Annotated in this window: 13 protein-coding genes; 11 read left to right on the top strand and 2 right to left on the bottom strand. The window is 62.9% G+C overall.

The window, feature by feature from the left end; genetic code table 11:
- The first annotated feature begins 186 nt into the window (after positions 1-186).
- Entirely contained in the window at positions 187-1650 is a 1464-nt protein-coding gene (locus ATC00_RS16165) for a phospholipase D-like domain-containing protein (RefSeq protein WP_064253578.1), read from the top strand.
- 19 nt (positions 1651-1669) lie between these two features.
- Here ATC00_RS16165 and erpA read toward each other — a convergent pair whose 3' ends face one another.
- Complete coding sequence (gene erpA / locus ATC00_RS16170; RefSeq protein ID WP_037384536.1) at positions 1670-2002, bottom strand: iron-sulfur cluster insertion protein ErpA; 333 nt, start codon at positions 2000-2002, stop codon at positions 1670-1672.
- Between the two features lie 193 nt (positions 2003-2195).
- On the opposite strand from erpA, the gene ATC00_RS16175 reads away from it, so the two are divergent.
- Together ATC00_RS16175 and argS are read left to right on the top strand one after the other, a co-directional pair.
- A complete protein-coding gene (locus tag ATC00_RS16175) occupies positions 2196-3413 on the top strand; it encodes a deoxyguanosinetriphosphate triphosphohydrolase (RefSeq protein ID WP_064253579.1) in 1218 nt (405 codons plus the stop codon).
- A 101-nt stretch (positions 3414-3514) separates the two neighbouring features.
- Positions 3515-5275, top strand: a complete 1761-nt coding sequence (gene argS / locus ATC00_RS16180; RefSeq protein WP_037385153.1) for an arginine--tRNA ligase — start codon at positions 3515-3517, stop codon at positions 5273-5275.
- A gap of 6 nt (positions 5276-5281) precedes the next feature.
- On the opposite strand, the gene ATC00_RS33520 is transcribed toward argS, so the two are convergent.
- Positions 5282-5611, bottom strand: coding sequence for a hypothetical protein (locus tag ATC00_RS33520; RefSeq protein WP_234782330.1), 330 nt, complete (start codon positions 5609-5611; stop codon positions 5282-5284).
- Positions 5612-5671: 60 nt separating this feature from the next.
- On the opposite strand from ATC00_RS33520, the gene ATC00_RS16185 reads away from it, so the two are divergent.
- The 8 genes from ATC00_RS16185 to tatC all read left to right on the top strand — a co-directional run bounded on the left by ATC00_RS16185 (position 5672) and on the right by tatC (position 14252).
- Positions 5672-8263 carry an SPOR domain-containing protein gene (locus ATC00_RS16185; RefSeq protein ID WP_234782331.1) on the top strand — a complete coding sequence of 864 codons (2592 nt, stop codon included), beginning with the start codon at positions 5672-5674 and terminating at the stop codon, positions 8261-8263.
- A 143-nt stretch (positions 8264-8406) separates the two neighbouring features.
- Positions 8407-9423 carry a beta-N-acetylhexosaminidase gene (gene nagZ / locus ATC00_RS16190; RefSeq protein WP_064253581.1) on the top strand — a complete coding sequence of 339 codons (1017 nt, stop codon included), beginning with the start codon at positions 8407-8409 and terminating at the stop codon, positions 9421-9423.
- A gap of 145 nt (positions 9424-9568) precedes the next feature.
- On the top strand, positions 9569-10432 hold the full coding sequence (locus ATC00_RS16195; RefSeq protein ID WP_161951919.1) for a segregation and condensation protein A: 864 nt from the start codon (positions 9569-9571) through the stop codon (positions 10430-10432).
- Complete coding sequence (gene scpB / locus ATC00_RS16200) at positions 10425-11150, top strand: SMC-Scp complex subunit ScpB (RefSeq protein WP_064253582.1); 726 nt, start codon at positions 10425-10427, stop codon at positions 11148-11150. Before ATC00_RS16195 ends, scpB begins: the two co-directional genes overlap by 8 nt.
- A gap of 71 nt (positions 11151-11221) precedes the next feature.
- Positions 11222-12331: an ABC transporter ATP-binding protein gene (locus ATC00_RS16205; protein ID WP_037384522.1), complete on the top strand. Its 1110-nt coding sequence runs from the start codon at positions 11222-11224 to the stop codon at positions 12329-12331.
- Positions 12332-12422: 91 nt separating this feature from the next.
- Positions 12423-12629 (top strand): twin-arginine translocase TatA/TatE family subunit, encoded by a 207-nt coding sequence (locus tag ATC00_RS16210; protein WP_018239649.1) that lies wholly within the window; start codon positions 12423-12425, stop codon positions 12627-12629.
- 70 nt (positions 12630-12699) lie between these two features.
- A complete protein-coding gene (gene tatB / locus ATC00_RS16215) occupies positions 12700-13413 on the top strand; it encodes a Sec-independent protein translocase protein TatB (RefSeq protein WP_064253583.1) in 714 nt (237 codons plus the stop codon).
- The gene (gene tatC, locus ATC00_RS16220) at positions 13410-14252 is read left to right on the top strand and encodes a twin-arginine translocase subunit TatC (protein WP_037384517.1); all 843 of its coding nucleotides are present in this window, start codon (positions 13410-13412) and stop codon (positions 14250-14252) included. The genes tatB and tatC overlap by 4 nt, the downstream gene beginning before the upstream one ends.
- Positions 14253-14266: the final 14 nt, after the last annotated feature.

The following is a 14266-nucleotide window of genomic DNA, read 5'->3' on the forward strand; positions in this document are numbered from 1 at the left end:
TGCCTTTCTTTTTATGGTCTCGCATTGGCGCCGAGTCGTTTTAGCGGCTGCGGTTTCTTTTGACAAATCTCCGCGGCAGGACGCAATTGGCGCTCCAAAGGCCCGTTTCCTTGCGCCTTCGCTTGAGGAAATGCAGCCGTCGGTGGCGGAATTGATTCCTCATTCGGTCCGTCTATAGTCCCGCGCATGATCGCGTTCATCGAGAATTACTGGCCGCATTTCCTGGCGCTCCTGTCCTTCGCGCTGGGGGTGCCGGCGATCATTCATGCGGCCATGACGAAGGACGATGTCCGCGCCGCCGCCGGCTGGGTCGGCGTCGTTCTCCTCTCGCCAGTCATCGGCGCGGCGATCTATGCGGTCGCCGGCATCAACCGCATTCGCCGTTCCTCGATCGGTCTGCAGCGCTCGCTGCTGCGCGCGAGCGGCCCGGACCCGTTTCTCGGTTCCGACGTCACGGATGAAAACGTGGCAGTCCGATTCGGGCAGCGATTCGCGGCGATGAAGATCCTTGGGGACCGCGTATCGCGTTTTTCGATGTCGACCGGGAACCACATTACCACGCTGGAGGGCGGCGACGAGGTCTATGGGGCGATGCTCGAGGCCATCGACGGCGCTCGCCGTAGCATCCTCTTCGAAAGCTATATCTTCGATCGCGACCCGATCGGGCTTCGCTTTGCCGATGCGCTGATCGCCGCGGTCAAGCGCGGCGTCAGCGTGCGGGTCCTGATCGACGCGGTCGGCGCTCGCTATTCGGTGCCGAGCATCGTCGGCTATCTCCAGGAAGGAGGCGTCACGACCGCGGTCTTCAACGGCAATATCATCATGGGCCTGCGGCTGCCCTATGCCAATCTCAGGACCCACCGGAAGATCGTCGTCGTCGACGGCGCTGTCGCCTTCACTGGCGGCATGAACATCCGCGCCGGCTTCACCACCGAGGTCGCCGGAATCGCCGCTTCGTTCGACACCCATTTCCTGGTTAGCGGGCCGATCGTCGCCGACATATTCCAGGTGGCGGCCGAAGACTGGCAGTTCTCGAGCGGAGAACTGCTCTCGGGAGAAGCCTGGCGGCTAGCGGACCTGGAGGAGCGGGGCGATGCGCCGTCGGTGCTGATGCGCGCCGTGCCCTCGGGACCCGACAGCACCAATGAAACCAACCACAAGATGCTGATGGGGGCCTTCTCGATCGCGCGTCGGCACATCCGGGTCATGTCGCCCTATTTCCTGCCGGACAGGGAACTCATCAGCGCGCTGGTGACGGCTGCGCGACGAGGCGTCGAAGTCGACATCATCGTGCCTGCGGTCAACAACCTGACGCTGGTGGATCGCGCCATGACGGCGCAATTCGACCAGGTGCTCGAAGGCCATTGTCGCGTCTGGCGGGCGAAGGGAAGCTTCAACCATTCGAAATTGATCGTCGTCGACGGCCATTGGGCCTATGTCGGATCGAGCAATCTCGACCCGCGCTCGCTGCGGCTGAATTTCGAGTTCGACCTGGAGATCCTCGATGACGCCTTTGCGCAGGCGATCAGCGACAAGTTTTGCGCGGCGCGCGAGATGGCCGCCGAAGTAACGCTCGCGAGCCTTGAAGCGGAGCCAATGCTCAACCGGCTTGCGAACCGCCTGCTCTGGCTGGGTTCACCCTATCTCTAGAGGCAATCGGGGAAGGCGCTTAGACGGAGAAACTTGTTCCGCAGCCGCAACTTGCAACGGCATTCGGATTCTTGATCTGAAAGGACTGGCCGAGCAGGTTGTCGACGAAGTCGATTTCCGAACCACCCATATAGACCAGCGAGAGGCTGTCGATCAGCACCTTGGCGTTGCCCTTCTCGAGAACGAGGTCGTCGTCGTTTTCCTTGTCCACCAGGTCGAACTTGTAGGAAAAGCCAGAACAGCCGCCGCCTTCGACGGAGACGCGCATCGCCGTCTTGTCGTGTTCGGTCTGGAGTATGGCGGCGATGCGCCGGGCGGCCGCATCCGAAAGCGTCACTGTGTCCTGCATCATGTCTGGCCTCCTGCCGGGGTCAAGAACCGGAGAGATTCGTTTGCAACCTGGCGCTACAATTGCTGGGCTCGAGAAGCGAGCCCCGGGAATTCGCGGTGATTAAGCAGCTATTCCCTCGTCGCTTTCCTGCAACGCATACTATAGGTATGAAGGCTTGAATGTCCCGTCAATGGGATGGCATCACAGGTGTGAAATGGCTTTCGACAGACAGGCCCTGGGTTTCGGTTATGGTGAGCACGCGACCTTTGCTTCCAATCCCTGGGCGTCACGCGGCCGGCTCTATCCCGAAGCTTCCAGTCCGACCCGTTCCGACTTCCAACGCGACCGCGACCGCATCGTCCACACCACCGCGTTTCGTCGCCTGAAGCACAAGACCCAGGTGTTCATTGCCGCCGACGGCGATCACTACCGTACCCGGCTGACGCACACGATCGAAGTCGCGCAGATCGCGCGCGCCCTGGCACGGGCGCTGAAACTCGATGAGGATCTGGCCGAGGGGGTGGCGCTTGTCCACGACTTCGGCCATACGCCGTTCGGCCATACCGGCGAGGATGCGCTGCACGAGGTGCTGAAGCCCTATGGCGGCTTCGACCACAATGCGCAGTCGCTGCGGATCGTTACAAAGCTCGAGCGCCGCTATGCGGAATTCGACGGCCTGAACCTCACCTGGGAGAGCCTCGAAGGACTGGTCAAGCACAATGGGCCGCTGATGACGCCGGAAGGCGAGGGCATCCGCGGCCCGGTGCCGCAGCCGATCCTGGACTATTGCGCCCTCCATGATCTCGAACTGGCGAGTTTCGCAAGCCTCGAAGCCCAGGTCGCAGCGATCGCAGACGATATCGCCTATAATACCCATGATATCGACGACGGATTGCGGGCCGGCTATCTGACCTTCGACATGCTGGAGGACGTGCCGTTTCTCGGCCGCCTGATGTGCGAGGTCCATGACCGTTATTCGAGCCTCGAAAGCAGCCGTTTCACGCACGAGATCATGCGCCGGCAGATCACCGCGATGGTCGAGGACGTCATCGGCGTCGCCCAGGCGAGACTGCGCGACATTCGACCGAAGAGCGCGAGCGACGTGCGCAGGGCCGGCAAGGTTATCGCCACGTTCTCCGAGGAGATGAGCGAGACCGACCGGCAGATCAAGAACCTGCTGATGACGCGCATCTATCGCCACCCGGAGGTGATGCGGGTGCGGCAGGCGGCGGCATCGATCGTCACCGATCTCTATCGGGCGTTCATGGCCGACCCGCTGTTGATGAAGGAACACTACTGGATCGACCAGATCGCCGGAATGGCCGAGCCGGCCCGCGCGCGCCATGTGGGAGACTATCTCGCCGGCATGACCGATACCTTCGCGATCAGCGTGCACCGGCGCTTGTTTGACCACACGCCGGATTTGCGGTAGTGACGCGCCGCGCGGAGGCTGCAGGTTCCCTACGGACCCCGGCCTCCTTTTTGAGTTTTGCGCCATTCTCCAGTTGAACTGGGAAAGAGCGGATGGATCAGATGAACCTTTTCACAGACTTCGAATCAAGAGTTAAAAATATTCTGGAATCACTTGATATCGTTCGTGAAAAGCGATCGGAGATTGATTTCGGGCGGGTCAATATTGAGCCGCCGCGGGACCTCAGCCACGGTGACGTCGCGACGAACGCCGCAATGGTTCTTGCAAAGTCGCTGGGCACGAACCCGCGCGCCCTTGCCGATCTCATCGTCGACAAGTTGCGCCAGGATCCCGAGGTCGCCGAGGTCTCCGTTGCCGGGCCGGGGTTCATCAATGTTCGGTTGTCGGTTTCCTATTGGCAGAAGCTTCTTTCGGCAATGGTGCGGGCGGGGACGGATTTCGGACGCAGCACCATCGGTGCCGGGCGGAAGGTGAACGTCGAATATGTTTCGGCGAATCCGACGGGGCCGATGCATGTCGGCCACTGCCGCGGCGCCGTCGTCGGCGACGCCCTGGCGAACCTTCTCGCCTTCGCCGGCTACGACGTCACCAAGGAATACTACATCAATGACGCCGGCTCGCAGATCGACGTGCTCGCCCGCTCGGCCTTCCTGCGCTACCGGCAGGCGCTCGGCGAAGAGATCGGCGAGATACCGGCGGGACTCTATCCCGGCGATTACCTCGTACCGGTTGGCGAGGCGCTTGCCGACGAATTCGGCACGAGCCTCAGGATTATGCCGGAAGACAAGTGGATGCCGCTCGTCAAGGAGCGGGTCATCGACGCGATGATGGCGATGATCCGCGAAGACCTGGCGGCCCTCAACGTCAACCATGACGTCTTCTTCGCCGAGCGAACGCTGCACGACAATGGCGCCGCCCGGATTCGCACGGCGATCAACGACCTGACTTTCAAGGGGCATGTCTACATCGGCACGCTGCCGCCGCCGAAGGGCCAATTGCCCGAAGATTGGGAGGATCGCGAGCAGACGCTGTTCCGTTCGACCGAGGTGGGCGACGACATCGACAGGCCGCTGATCAAGTCGGACGGCAGCTATACCTACTTCGCCGCCGACGTTGCTTATTTCAAGGACAAGTTCGACCGTGGATTCCACGAGATGATCTACGTCCTCGGGGCCGACCACGGCGGCTATGTCAAGCGCCTGGAGGCGCTGGCGAGGGCAATATCCGAGGGCACGGCGAAGCTGACGGTGCTCTTGTGCCAGCTGGTCAAACTCTACCGGAACGGCGAACCGGTGAAGATGTCGAAGCGCTCGGGCGACTTCGTGACGCTGCGCGACGTGGTCGATGAAGTCGGGCGCGATCCTGTCCGGTTCATGATGCTCTACCGGAAGAATTCGGAGCCGCTCGACTTCGATTTTGCCAAGGTGACGGAACAGTCGAAGGATAATCCGGTCTTCTACGTGCAGTATGCGCATGCACGCTGCTGCTCGGTGTTCCGCCAGGCGAAAGAAGCCTTCCCCGACCTCGATTTGTCTTCGATCGATCTTGCCGGTGCAGTGATCGGGGCGATCGTTGATCCTGCCGAATTGCAGCTCGTCGCCAAGCTCGCAGAGTATCCTCGCGTCGTTGAGGCTGCGGCACTCTCGCAGGAGCCTCATCGAATCGCTTTTTACCTGTATGATCTTGCTGCAGCCTTCCACGCTTTCTGGAACAAAGGTAAAGAAAATCCGGAATTACGTTTTGTTAACGATAAGAACAGAGAATTAAGCATTGCCAGACTCGGGCTGGTGCATGCTGTCGCCTCGGTATTGAAGTCGGGTCTGTCCGTTACGGGCACCTCGGCGCCGGAAGAGATGCGGTAAGTAGTGTCACCATTTCCCCACAATGCGCTGGCAATTCAACGCAGGCAGTTGTGAGTGGAAACTATGGCAGACAAACAATTCGCACGAAGCGGGCCGGCAGAATTCGATAAATTGGCCGATGATGATCCGTTGAGCGAACTTGCCCGCATTGTCGGTTACGATGCTCGGCCAGCTGTTCAGCAACTGCAGGAGTTGCAGCGACATCAGGAGACGATCCGGCGCGATCCGACCTTTGATCTTGAAGACGAGCTGCTGCGCGCATTCGACAGCTATGATGCCCCGCGCGCGGCACCGGTGCACCCCGATAGCGGGCTTGTCGAGCACCCAGGCGCCCATTCGGCGAGCTCGCCTGAGCCTGTGCTGGAAAGCCAAGAGCCGGAAAAGCAAGAGCTGCTCATGGAGCCTTCGGCGCCGGCCGTCGAGCTCGCCGAAGAAGTATCCGGAGAGCCGGTAGCGTTCTCTCCGGAAGATGATCAGGTGTCGAGCGATGGCGAGGCGGATGTCTTTGCAGCGCCGGATGTCGATTCCGCGGTCGATCTGGAGCGCGAACTCGAATTGTCGCTCGGCTATGAAGATCTGTCGGCCGAAGCCGCGCCAAGCGGCGAAGCCATGCATGCGGGTCAGCAGGTCGAGGCGCCGGAGCTCCCAGTATTCGAAGACTGGCAGGAGCCGCTTGCCTCCAGGCTTGCTGCCGCCGGCAAGGCTGCCGAACGTGCCAATATCGCGGAACCGGTTTACCTGGATATGGCGGAGCCCGAACTGCCCCAGGAGGCAGCGGTCACCGAGGCGGTTGCTGCGCATGTATCGCCGGCCCTGCCGCCCGAGCCGGCGGCTCCCGACCACGTGGATCGGCTGCTCGCTGACGTGGAGCGCTTTCCAATAATACCGGTCGTCCCGGCTACAGCCGTTGCGGCCGCATCGGTTGCCGCGCAGTCGGCGCCCGCTATTTCGGCTCCTGTTGCAAAGAAGAACACGTACCCATTTACGCCGACGTTCAGCCGCGCGACGCCGGTCGCGTCGGTGGCCGGTGCGTCTCAGCAGCGAGCCTACGCCACTCCGATCCCGGCGCCTGCCGCCTTGCAGGCGCCCGCTCCGGTCGTCGCACCCGAGGCGCCCGCCGAGCCGGAACCCGTGACCGCGCAGAGCAGCTCATCGCAGGCTGAATCCGAGCCGAGCTTCGATCTCGACGATTTCGAGCTGGAACTCGCCGACATCGCCCTGGACATGGATCTGCCGAAAGACGATGCGCCGAAGGCAGCTGCGGAAGCGCCTCCGGTCGTAGGGCATCCTGCGCTGGTGGAGCCGGCGGCTCAGCCGTTCCTGCAGGCGCTCGCTCCGGCGAACGAGCCGGAGCTGCGTCGTGAACAGGCGCCGGCACGCACGGCCGTTCAAGCCCCTGTGGTTGCCGAGGCCGAAGAAACGTCATCGGAAAGTCCGCTGCCATTCGATCCCGCCATGATCGGCGAGATGGAAAGCGGCGTCGCGCCGATCGCCGATCTCGATGTCCCGCAGCTGCCGTCTCTGGAAGCCGAGGAGAAGCCGGTTTCCTATCCAGGCGATTTCGACCTCGATATCGACGCGGAAATGGCACAGCTCTTCAACACGCCGGCGCCGGCCGCAAAGAGCGGCGCACGTTCCAGCCAGGCCGACATCGCGCCCGCCATGCGCGCCGGATCAGCGGGCAATGGCAGCGCCCCTCTCGCCTCGCTCGACGATTTCGAGGAGTTCGAGAAGGCGATGGAAGAGGACTTCCAGCGTTCGATGTCGGAGCGCCGCAGCGCCGCGCAAGATGCCGAGCGGGTGGCGGCGGTCCCGGGCGCCGAGACCGACGATTTCGCCGAACAGGGCTATGGCCGCCGCTCGCAGCGCACGATGCTGCTGGCCGCGAGCGTTGCCGGTGTCATCATCCTCGGCGGCGCCGCCGTCTACGCCTGGATGGGCGGGAGCAGTGCGGTCTTGTCGGGGGACGGACCCAAGATCATTCTTGCCGACAAGGACCCGGTCAAGATCGTCCCGGAACAGAAGGGCGGCAAATTGGTGCCGAACCAGGACAAGGCGGTCTACGATCGGGTGGCGGGCGACCAGGGCAATGGACCGCGCCAGGAGGCCCTTGTCTCCTCGACGGAAGAGCCGATGGACGTCGTCCAGAGAACGCTGACGCCCGAATCCTTGCCGCTTGAAGGCAGTGAAAACGGGGATGCCCTGCCTGGAGTATCTCCTCCGGAAGAGGAAGAAGTCGCGCGCCTGACGCCGGATGCATCGGCGGAGAATGCCGCTGCCGATGAGGAAGCTGCCCCGGCGGTCGCGCCGCGCAAGGTCCGGACCATGATCGTCAAGCCGGACGGGACGCTCGTCCCCCGTGAGGAGCCGGCCGAAACAGCCAGCACGGCTACGGCTGCCTCTCAGCCCATTCCCGCCAATGCTTCGGCGGAGGCGGGCACTTCCGGCTCCCAGGGCAAAGCAGCGGTCGCGGTTGCGGCAGCCGAGCTGCGCGCCGCCGAAGAACCCGCCGCGCCGGCCGGGAAGGTCGCGCTTGCGGCACCGAGCGAGCCGGCCGGGAACGAGGTTGCGCCTGTTCGCAGCGTCAAGACGACGGCGGTCGGCAGCGAACCGGCACCATCGGCCAAGCCCGCCGCAGAAGCCCCTTCAGCCGCCACCCCGGCTGCAGCGCCGGAAGCTAAGCCGGCCACGCAAACGGCGGCTGCACAAGCCACCGCTCCGCTCGCTACCGCGTCCGTTCCGGCCGGCAGCTACGTCGTCCAGATTGCCTCGCTGCCTTCCGAGGCGGAGGCGCAGAAGAGCTACAACAATCTCTCGGCCAAGTTCGCGAGCGTTATCGGCGGTCGCGGCGTGGATATCCGCAAGGCGGAGATTGCCGGCAAGGGTACCTACTACCGCGTCAGGATACCGGCCGGTTCGCGGGAAGAAGCGAATGCCCTTTGCTCGCGCTACAAGAGCGCCGGCGGAAGCTGCCTCGTGACGAAGTAACCGCTAAGGCTTAAAAGAAAACTGGGCGGGCGCGGCAGAAATGCCGCGCCCGTTTCGTTCCGCCATGCGCTTGCCTGTGCATGGACGCGCCGGCAAACGCTTTGCGGCTTCGCGGTTCGACCGCGGGACACTATGATCGACGCATGAGCGAATCAAAGGCATTCATCTCGGGCTGCAAAGGCCTTTCCCTGACGGCGGAAGAGCGCAGCTTCTTCGCCGGCGAGCGTCCCTGGGGCTTCATTCTCTTCGGTCGCAACATCGGTGAGAAAGAGCAGATCTGCGATCTGGTCGCGGCCCTGCACGACAGCGTCGGCAATCCGAAAGCACCGGTTCTGATCGACCAGGAGGGCGGCCGCGTCCAGCGCATTCGCCCGCCGCTCGTACAGCAATATCCAAGTGGTGCAGCCATCGGCGAGATCTACCGACGCGACGTCGAGATGGGGCTGCGTGCAGCATGGCTGCTCGGGCGCCTGCATGCTTTCGACCTCATGCGCTTCGGCATCACGGTCGACTGCCTGCCGGTTCTCGACGTGCCGGTGCCTGGTAGCCATGACGTCATCGGCAACCGGGCCTATGGCCACGATCCGGCGACCGTGACGGCGATCGGCCGTGCTGTCAGCGAGGGCCTGAAAGCGGGCGGCATGCTACCGGTGATGAAGCACATGCCCGGCCATGGCCGCACCTTCGTGGATTCGCATCACAACCTGCCGGTGGTCGACGCCTCGCTGGATGAATTGAAGCGCGTCGACTTCCAGCCTTTCGCCGCCATGAAGGACGAGGCGATGGCGATGTCGGCGCATATGGTCTTCACGGCGATCGACCCCGACAATCCGGCAACCACCTCTTCCAAGGTCGTGCGGGAGATCATCCGCGGTTATATCGGCTTCGACGGCCTGTTGATGTCCGACGACGTTTCCATGAACGCCCTTGCTGGGGATATGACCACCCGCGCTCGAGGGATTGTCGACGCAGGCCTCGATCTCGTCTTGCATTGCCACGGCATTATGGAAGAAATGAAAGCCGTCGCCGATGTCGTGCCGGTTCTCTCGGGCGACCTGCTGCGCCGCGCGAAGGCGGCGGAGGCCGCCTTCCGGCAGCCTGACGGTTCGGACGAAGACATATTGCGAGCGGAGTTCAATGCGATGTTCTCGCTCGCCTAGAGCATCCTGCTTCCGGGTGGACAGGCAGAAGGCAGAAAAGATACTCTAGATTCAAAATTGTAGAGCGTTTTTTTGCGGCTTCGCATGAAGGTGGGCGATCTATTTGGGAAACGCGGCGCCGCCGCGTCGAAAGGGCATGGGGTCGATGGGGTCTGACGAAAGGCAGGGACAACCTGTGGCAAAGGCGCCGATGGAGCCTTTGTGGCAGGACGAGTCTGCCGATCGCGGCTTGCACGAGGAAGAGCTCGTCGTCGACATTGGTGGCTTCGAGGGTCCGCTCGACCTGCTTCTCCATCTCGCCCGCAGCCAGCGCGTCGATCTTTCGCGAATCTCCGTTCTGGCGCTTGCCGAGCAGTATATCGCCTTCATCGAGCGGGCGCGCTCCATCCGCATCGAGCTTGCCGCCGATTATCTCGTCATGGCGGCATGGCTTGCCTATCTGAAGTCGCGCCTGCTGATCCCCCAGCAATCGAAGGACGAGGGCCCCTCGGGCGAGGAAATGGCGTCCGCCCTTGCTTTCCGCCTGAAGCGCCTCGAGGCGATGCGCGATGCCGCGACGCGGCTGGTCAACCGCAACAGGCTGGGCCGAGACGTTTTCGCACGCGGTGCGCCTGAGCACCTCGTACCGGAACGAAAGTCCGGCTACGACGCTTCGCTCTACGACTTGCTGACGGCCTACGCTACGCTCCGGCAACGGCAGGCGATAACCCAGGTGACGATCGAAAAGCGCCATGTCTGGTCGCTTGCCGATGCGCGCCTCATCCTCGCCAGGATGGTCGGCAGCCTCGAAGACTGGACCGCGCTCGACCATTTCCTCATCCGCTACATGACAGGCCCGAAGGAGCGCGCAACCGCAATCGCGAGTTCTTTTGCCGCGTCGCTCGAGCTAGTGCGGGAGGGACGGTTGGAAATCCGGCAGGAAGCCGCTTTCGCGCCGATCTATTTAAGGCGCGGGCCGAAGCCGATCGATGCCGCGACCCTGGCGGAAATGGAGGCAGCGCGTGGCTGAGGCGCAAAAATACCTGCCCGGACTACCCGATGACGAGGACGACCTCGAGGTGTTCATCGATCCAGGGCTAGCGGAGGAGGCGGAGCGGATCGCCGAAGCGCTCGTCTTCGCATCGGCGCAGCCAATCTCCGAGAGCTATATCGCCAGCCGGATACCCCGTGGCGTCGGTGTCGGCCGTGTCATGGCACGGCTGAAAGCGTCCTATGCGAGCCGCGGCGTCAATCTCGTTCAGGTCGCCGACCACTGGGCGTTCCGCACCGCGGCCGATCTCTCCTTCGTCGTGCAAACTGACGAGCAGGAGATCAAGAAGCTCTCGCGCGCCGCGCTCGAAGTCCTGGCCATCATCGCCTATCACCAGCCGGTGACGCGTGCGGAGATCGAGGACATCCGCGGCGTTCAGACTTCCAAGGGCACGCTCGATGTGCTGATGGAGGCGGGCTGGGTGCGGTTTCGCGGCCGAAGACGCACGCCGGGGCGGCCGGTCACATTCGGAACGACGCGGGATTTCCTCGATCACTTCGGGCTGGAAGAAATCCGCGACCTCCCGGGCATCGAGGAATTGAAGGGCGCCGGTCTCCTGTCCGGTCGGGTTCCCTCCAACCTGCATATCCCGGTCCCTGCCGGTGAGGACGAACTTTCCGACAATGAGGATCCCATCACCCAGATGGACCTCGAGGAACTGGGCCTCTTGACTCCGAAGGCTGAAGGGGACGATTAGGAATCCTGAGTTGGGCTATCGGCTTTAAGGCCGCTATCCCTCCGGAAGGCCTTCGGTCAAGGAATGCGGGTATGGGTTCAGACACGCTCAACGGCGCCGTTGCGACGACGAGACGCCAGGGTGTGTCCTTTGCGGCGAGCCTCGCATTCGAAAACATCAGCCACCGCTATCATTCGAAGGACACGATCAAGAACGTCTCGCTGACTGCCGAGGCCGGCGAAGTGCTGTGCCTGCTCGGCCCCTCCGGGTCCGGCAAGACAACCTTGCTCCGGATCGCGGCCGGCATCGAGATGCAGACCGGCGGCCGACTTCTGCTGAACGGGCAGGAAATATCCGGTCCCTCCGTCTTCCTGCCGCCGGAAAGGCGTGGCGTCGGGCTGATGTTCCAGGATTTCGCGCTCTTCCCGCACATGACCATTCGCGACAATGTCTGCTTCGGCTTGAACGACCTGCCGAAGAAGGAGGCTTTGATGCAGGCCGATGCGGCGCTTGATCGCGTGGGGCTGTTTCATTACGCAGATCGTTACCCGCATGTGCTTTCAGGCGGCGAGCAGCAACGGGTGGCGCTCGCGCGAGCGCTCGCCCCGCGGCCGGCGGTGCTGTTGATGGACGAGCCTTTCTCGGGTCTCGATTCCCGCCTCAAGGACTCCATTCGTGCCGACACGCTGGCCATCCTGCGTGAAACGCGGGCGACGGCGATCGTCGTCACCCATGACGCGGAAGAGGCGATGCGCATGGCCGACCGTATCGCGCTGCTGAAGGATGGCTGTCTCGTTCAGGTCGGCACCGCCGACGAGCTCTATCGCAAGCCTTGCAATCTCTTTGCCGCCGGGTTCTTTTCCGAGATCAACGTGTTCGATGCGCGCGTGCGCGGCGGCCGCGTCGAAACGCCGCTCGGTGGCGTGCCTGCCGGAGAATACAAGGAGGGGCAGCCCTTGAGCGTGGCGGTGCGACTCTCCGGTGTTCAGTTGGAGCCGGAGGGCGGCGACATCCCGGCGCGCATCCTCTCTCGCCGCTTCCTGGGCGTTGTCGAGCTGCTGGAACTCGCCGTGCCGCAGTCGGAGCGGACGGTACGGGCCCGCATCCGCGCCGATCTGTTGCCGCAAGGATTGCGTGACGTCACGCTTTCCGTTAACGAGCGCGACATATTGGTGTTTGAAAAAGACGCCTCGACATCTTAGGTTCGGTCAGAATGACGGCGCGCCTTCAAGCAGCGCCCGAAAAATGACAACGTGATGGCTTTAAATCGATAAAGCCTGAGGGAGTAAGTGGATGGGTTCGTTTAGCATCTGGCATTGGCTGATCGTTCTGGTAGTCGTGCTGCTGTTGTTTGGCCGTGGCAAGATCCCGGAATTGATGGGCGACGTTGCCAAGGGCATCAAGAACTTCAAGAAGGGCATGACCGACGAGGACGCCGCCTCGGCCGACAAGACGATCGACGGCAAGACCGTCGAGCACAAGTCCGACGAAGTCCGCTGACGATCGGAAATGGTCAACCGGCGCGCCTGGCGCCCGGTGAGCCGCATTACGGGTTTGTAGGGCGCGTCGGATGCTTGATATCGGCTGGACCGAGCTTGTTGTTATCGCAATCGTCTTGATCGTCGTCGTTGGACCGAAGGACCTGCCGCCCATGCTGCGGGCCTTCGGGCGGATGACGGCACGGATGCGGGGCATGGCCTCCGATTTCCGCCGCCAGTTCGATGAAGCGTTGCGCGAGGCCGATCTCGACGAGGTCCGCAAGACGATCAGTGATGCGCAAAGCCTCAATCCGACCACGGCGCTTCGCGATGCCATGAACCCGTTGCGCCAGCTCGGGAACGAGATCAAATCCGATTTGCAGCGGGCGACGACGCCCGACGCACCGGCCCAGGCCGTGGCGCCCGAGGCTCCCGTCACGCCTGAACCTCAAATCGAGCCGGCGCTCGCGCCCGCTGGATCGCCGGCGAAGCCGGTCGAGACGGTGGCAGCCGCGGCGGTGGGGTCTGCCTCCCGGCAGATGGAACGCGCAGCGGCGGAGGAGGTAAAAGTTGCGGAGCCGAAGGCGGCCGAGGCGACGCCGAAGCGCGCGGCCAAGCCGAGAGCCGCTTCGCTGAAATCGTCGAGCGGCAAGGAACCGGCTACGAATGGAGCCGCCAAGAGGACCGCCTCCTCGGCCGCGCCGAAGAAGGCGGCCGTCAGGAAGACCACAACTGGCGCGGACGCGCCCGCTGTCAGCGCCGAGAAGACAAGCGCAGCTTCGCGCAAGAAAAAAGGTGACGCATGAGCGGCGATATCGAGGACAAGCCGCAGCCGTTGATCGAGCACTTGATCGAGCTTCGCGCGCGGTTGATGTGGGCGGTCGGCGCCTTCTTCGTTGCCTTCCTTGTCTGCTTCTATTTCGCCAAGCAGCTGTTCAACCTTCTCGTGCTGCCGTTCAAGTGGGCGGTGAGCTGGGCCGGTCTCAGCCATCGCAACGTTGAACTCATCTACACCGCCCCACAGGAATTCTTCTTCACCCAGATCAAGGTGGCGATGTTCGGGGCGCTGGTGATTGCCTTTCCGGTGATCGCCTCGCAGGTCTACAAGTTCGTCGCGCCCGGGCTCTACAAGAACGAGCGGGCTGCCTTTCTGCCGTTCCTGATTGCCTCTCCGCTTCTTTTCCTGCTGGGTGGGGCGCTGGTCTATTTCTTCTTCACCCCGATGGTCATGTGGTTCTTCCTGGCCATGGAGCAGGGCGGCGGTGAGGGGCAGGTTGCGATCCAGCTGCTGCCGAAGGTCTCGGAATATCTGAGCCTGATCATGTCGCTGGTGTTCGCCTTCGGCCTGGTCTTCCAGTTGCCGGTCGTCACCACGCTCCTGGCGCGCGTCGGCTTCGTTACCTCGCAGGGGCTTGCCGAGAAGCGCAAATATGCCATCGTCATCGCTTTCATCGTCGCAGCCGTGCTGACGCCACCGGATCCGGTTTCCCAGATCGGTCTTGCGCTGCCAGCCATCCTTCTCTACGAGATTTCAATCTATACGGCGCGACTCGTTGAAAGGCAGCGGGAAGCTGAAGCACTTGCAGGCGAGTCTGCGTCTTCGCAGGAAGGTTCTTCGGGAACGGTCGGGCCCGCCCAGGGCTGACGTAATCGCGCCGT

The organism is Sinorhizobium americanum (assembly GCF_001651855.1).
GTDB classification, from domain to species: Bacteria; Pseudomonadota; Alphaproteobacteria; order Rhizobiales; family Rhizobiaceae; genus Sinorhizobium; species Sinorhizobium americanum.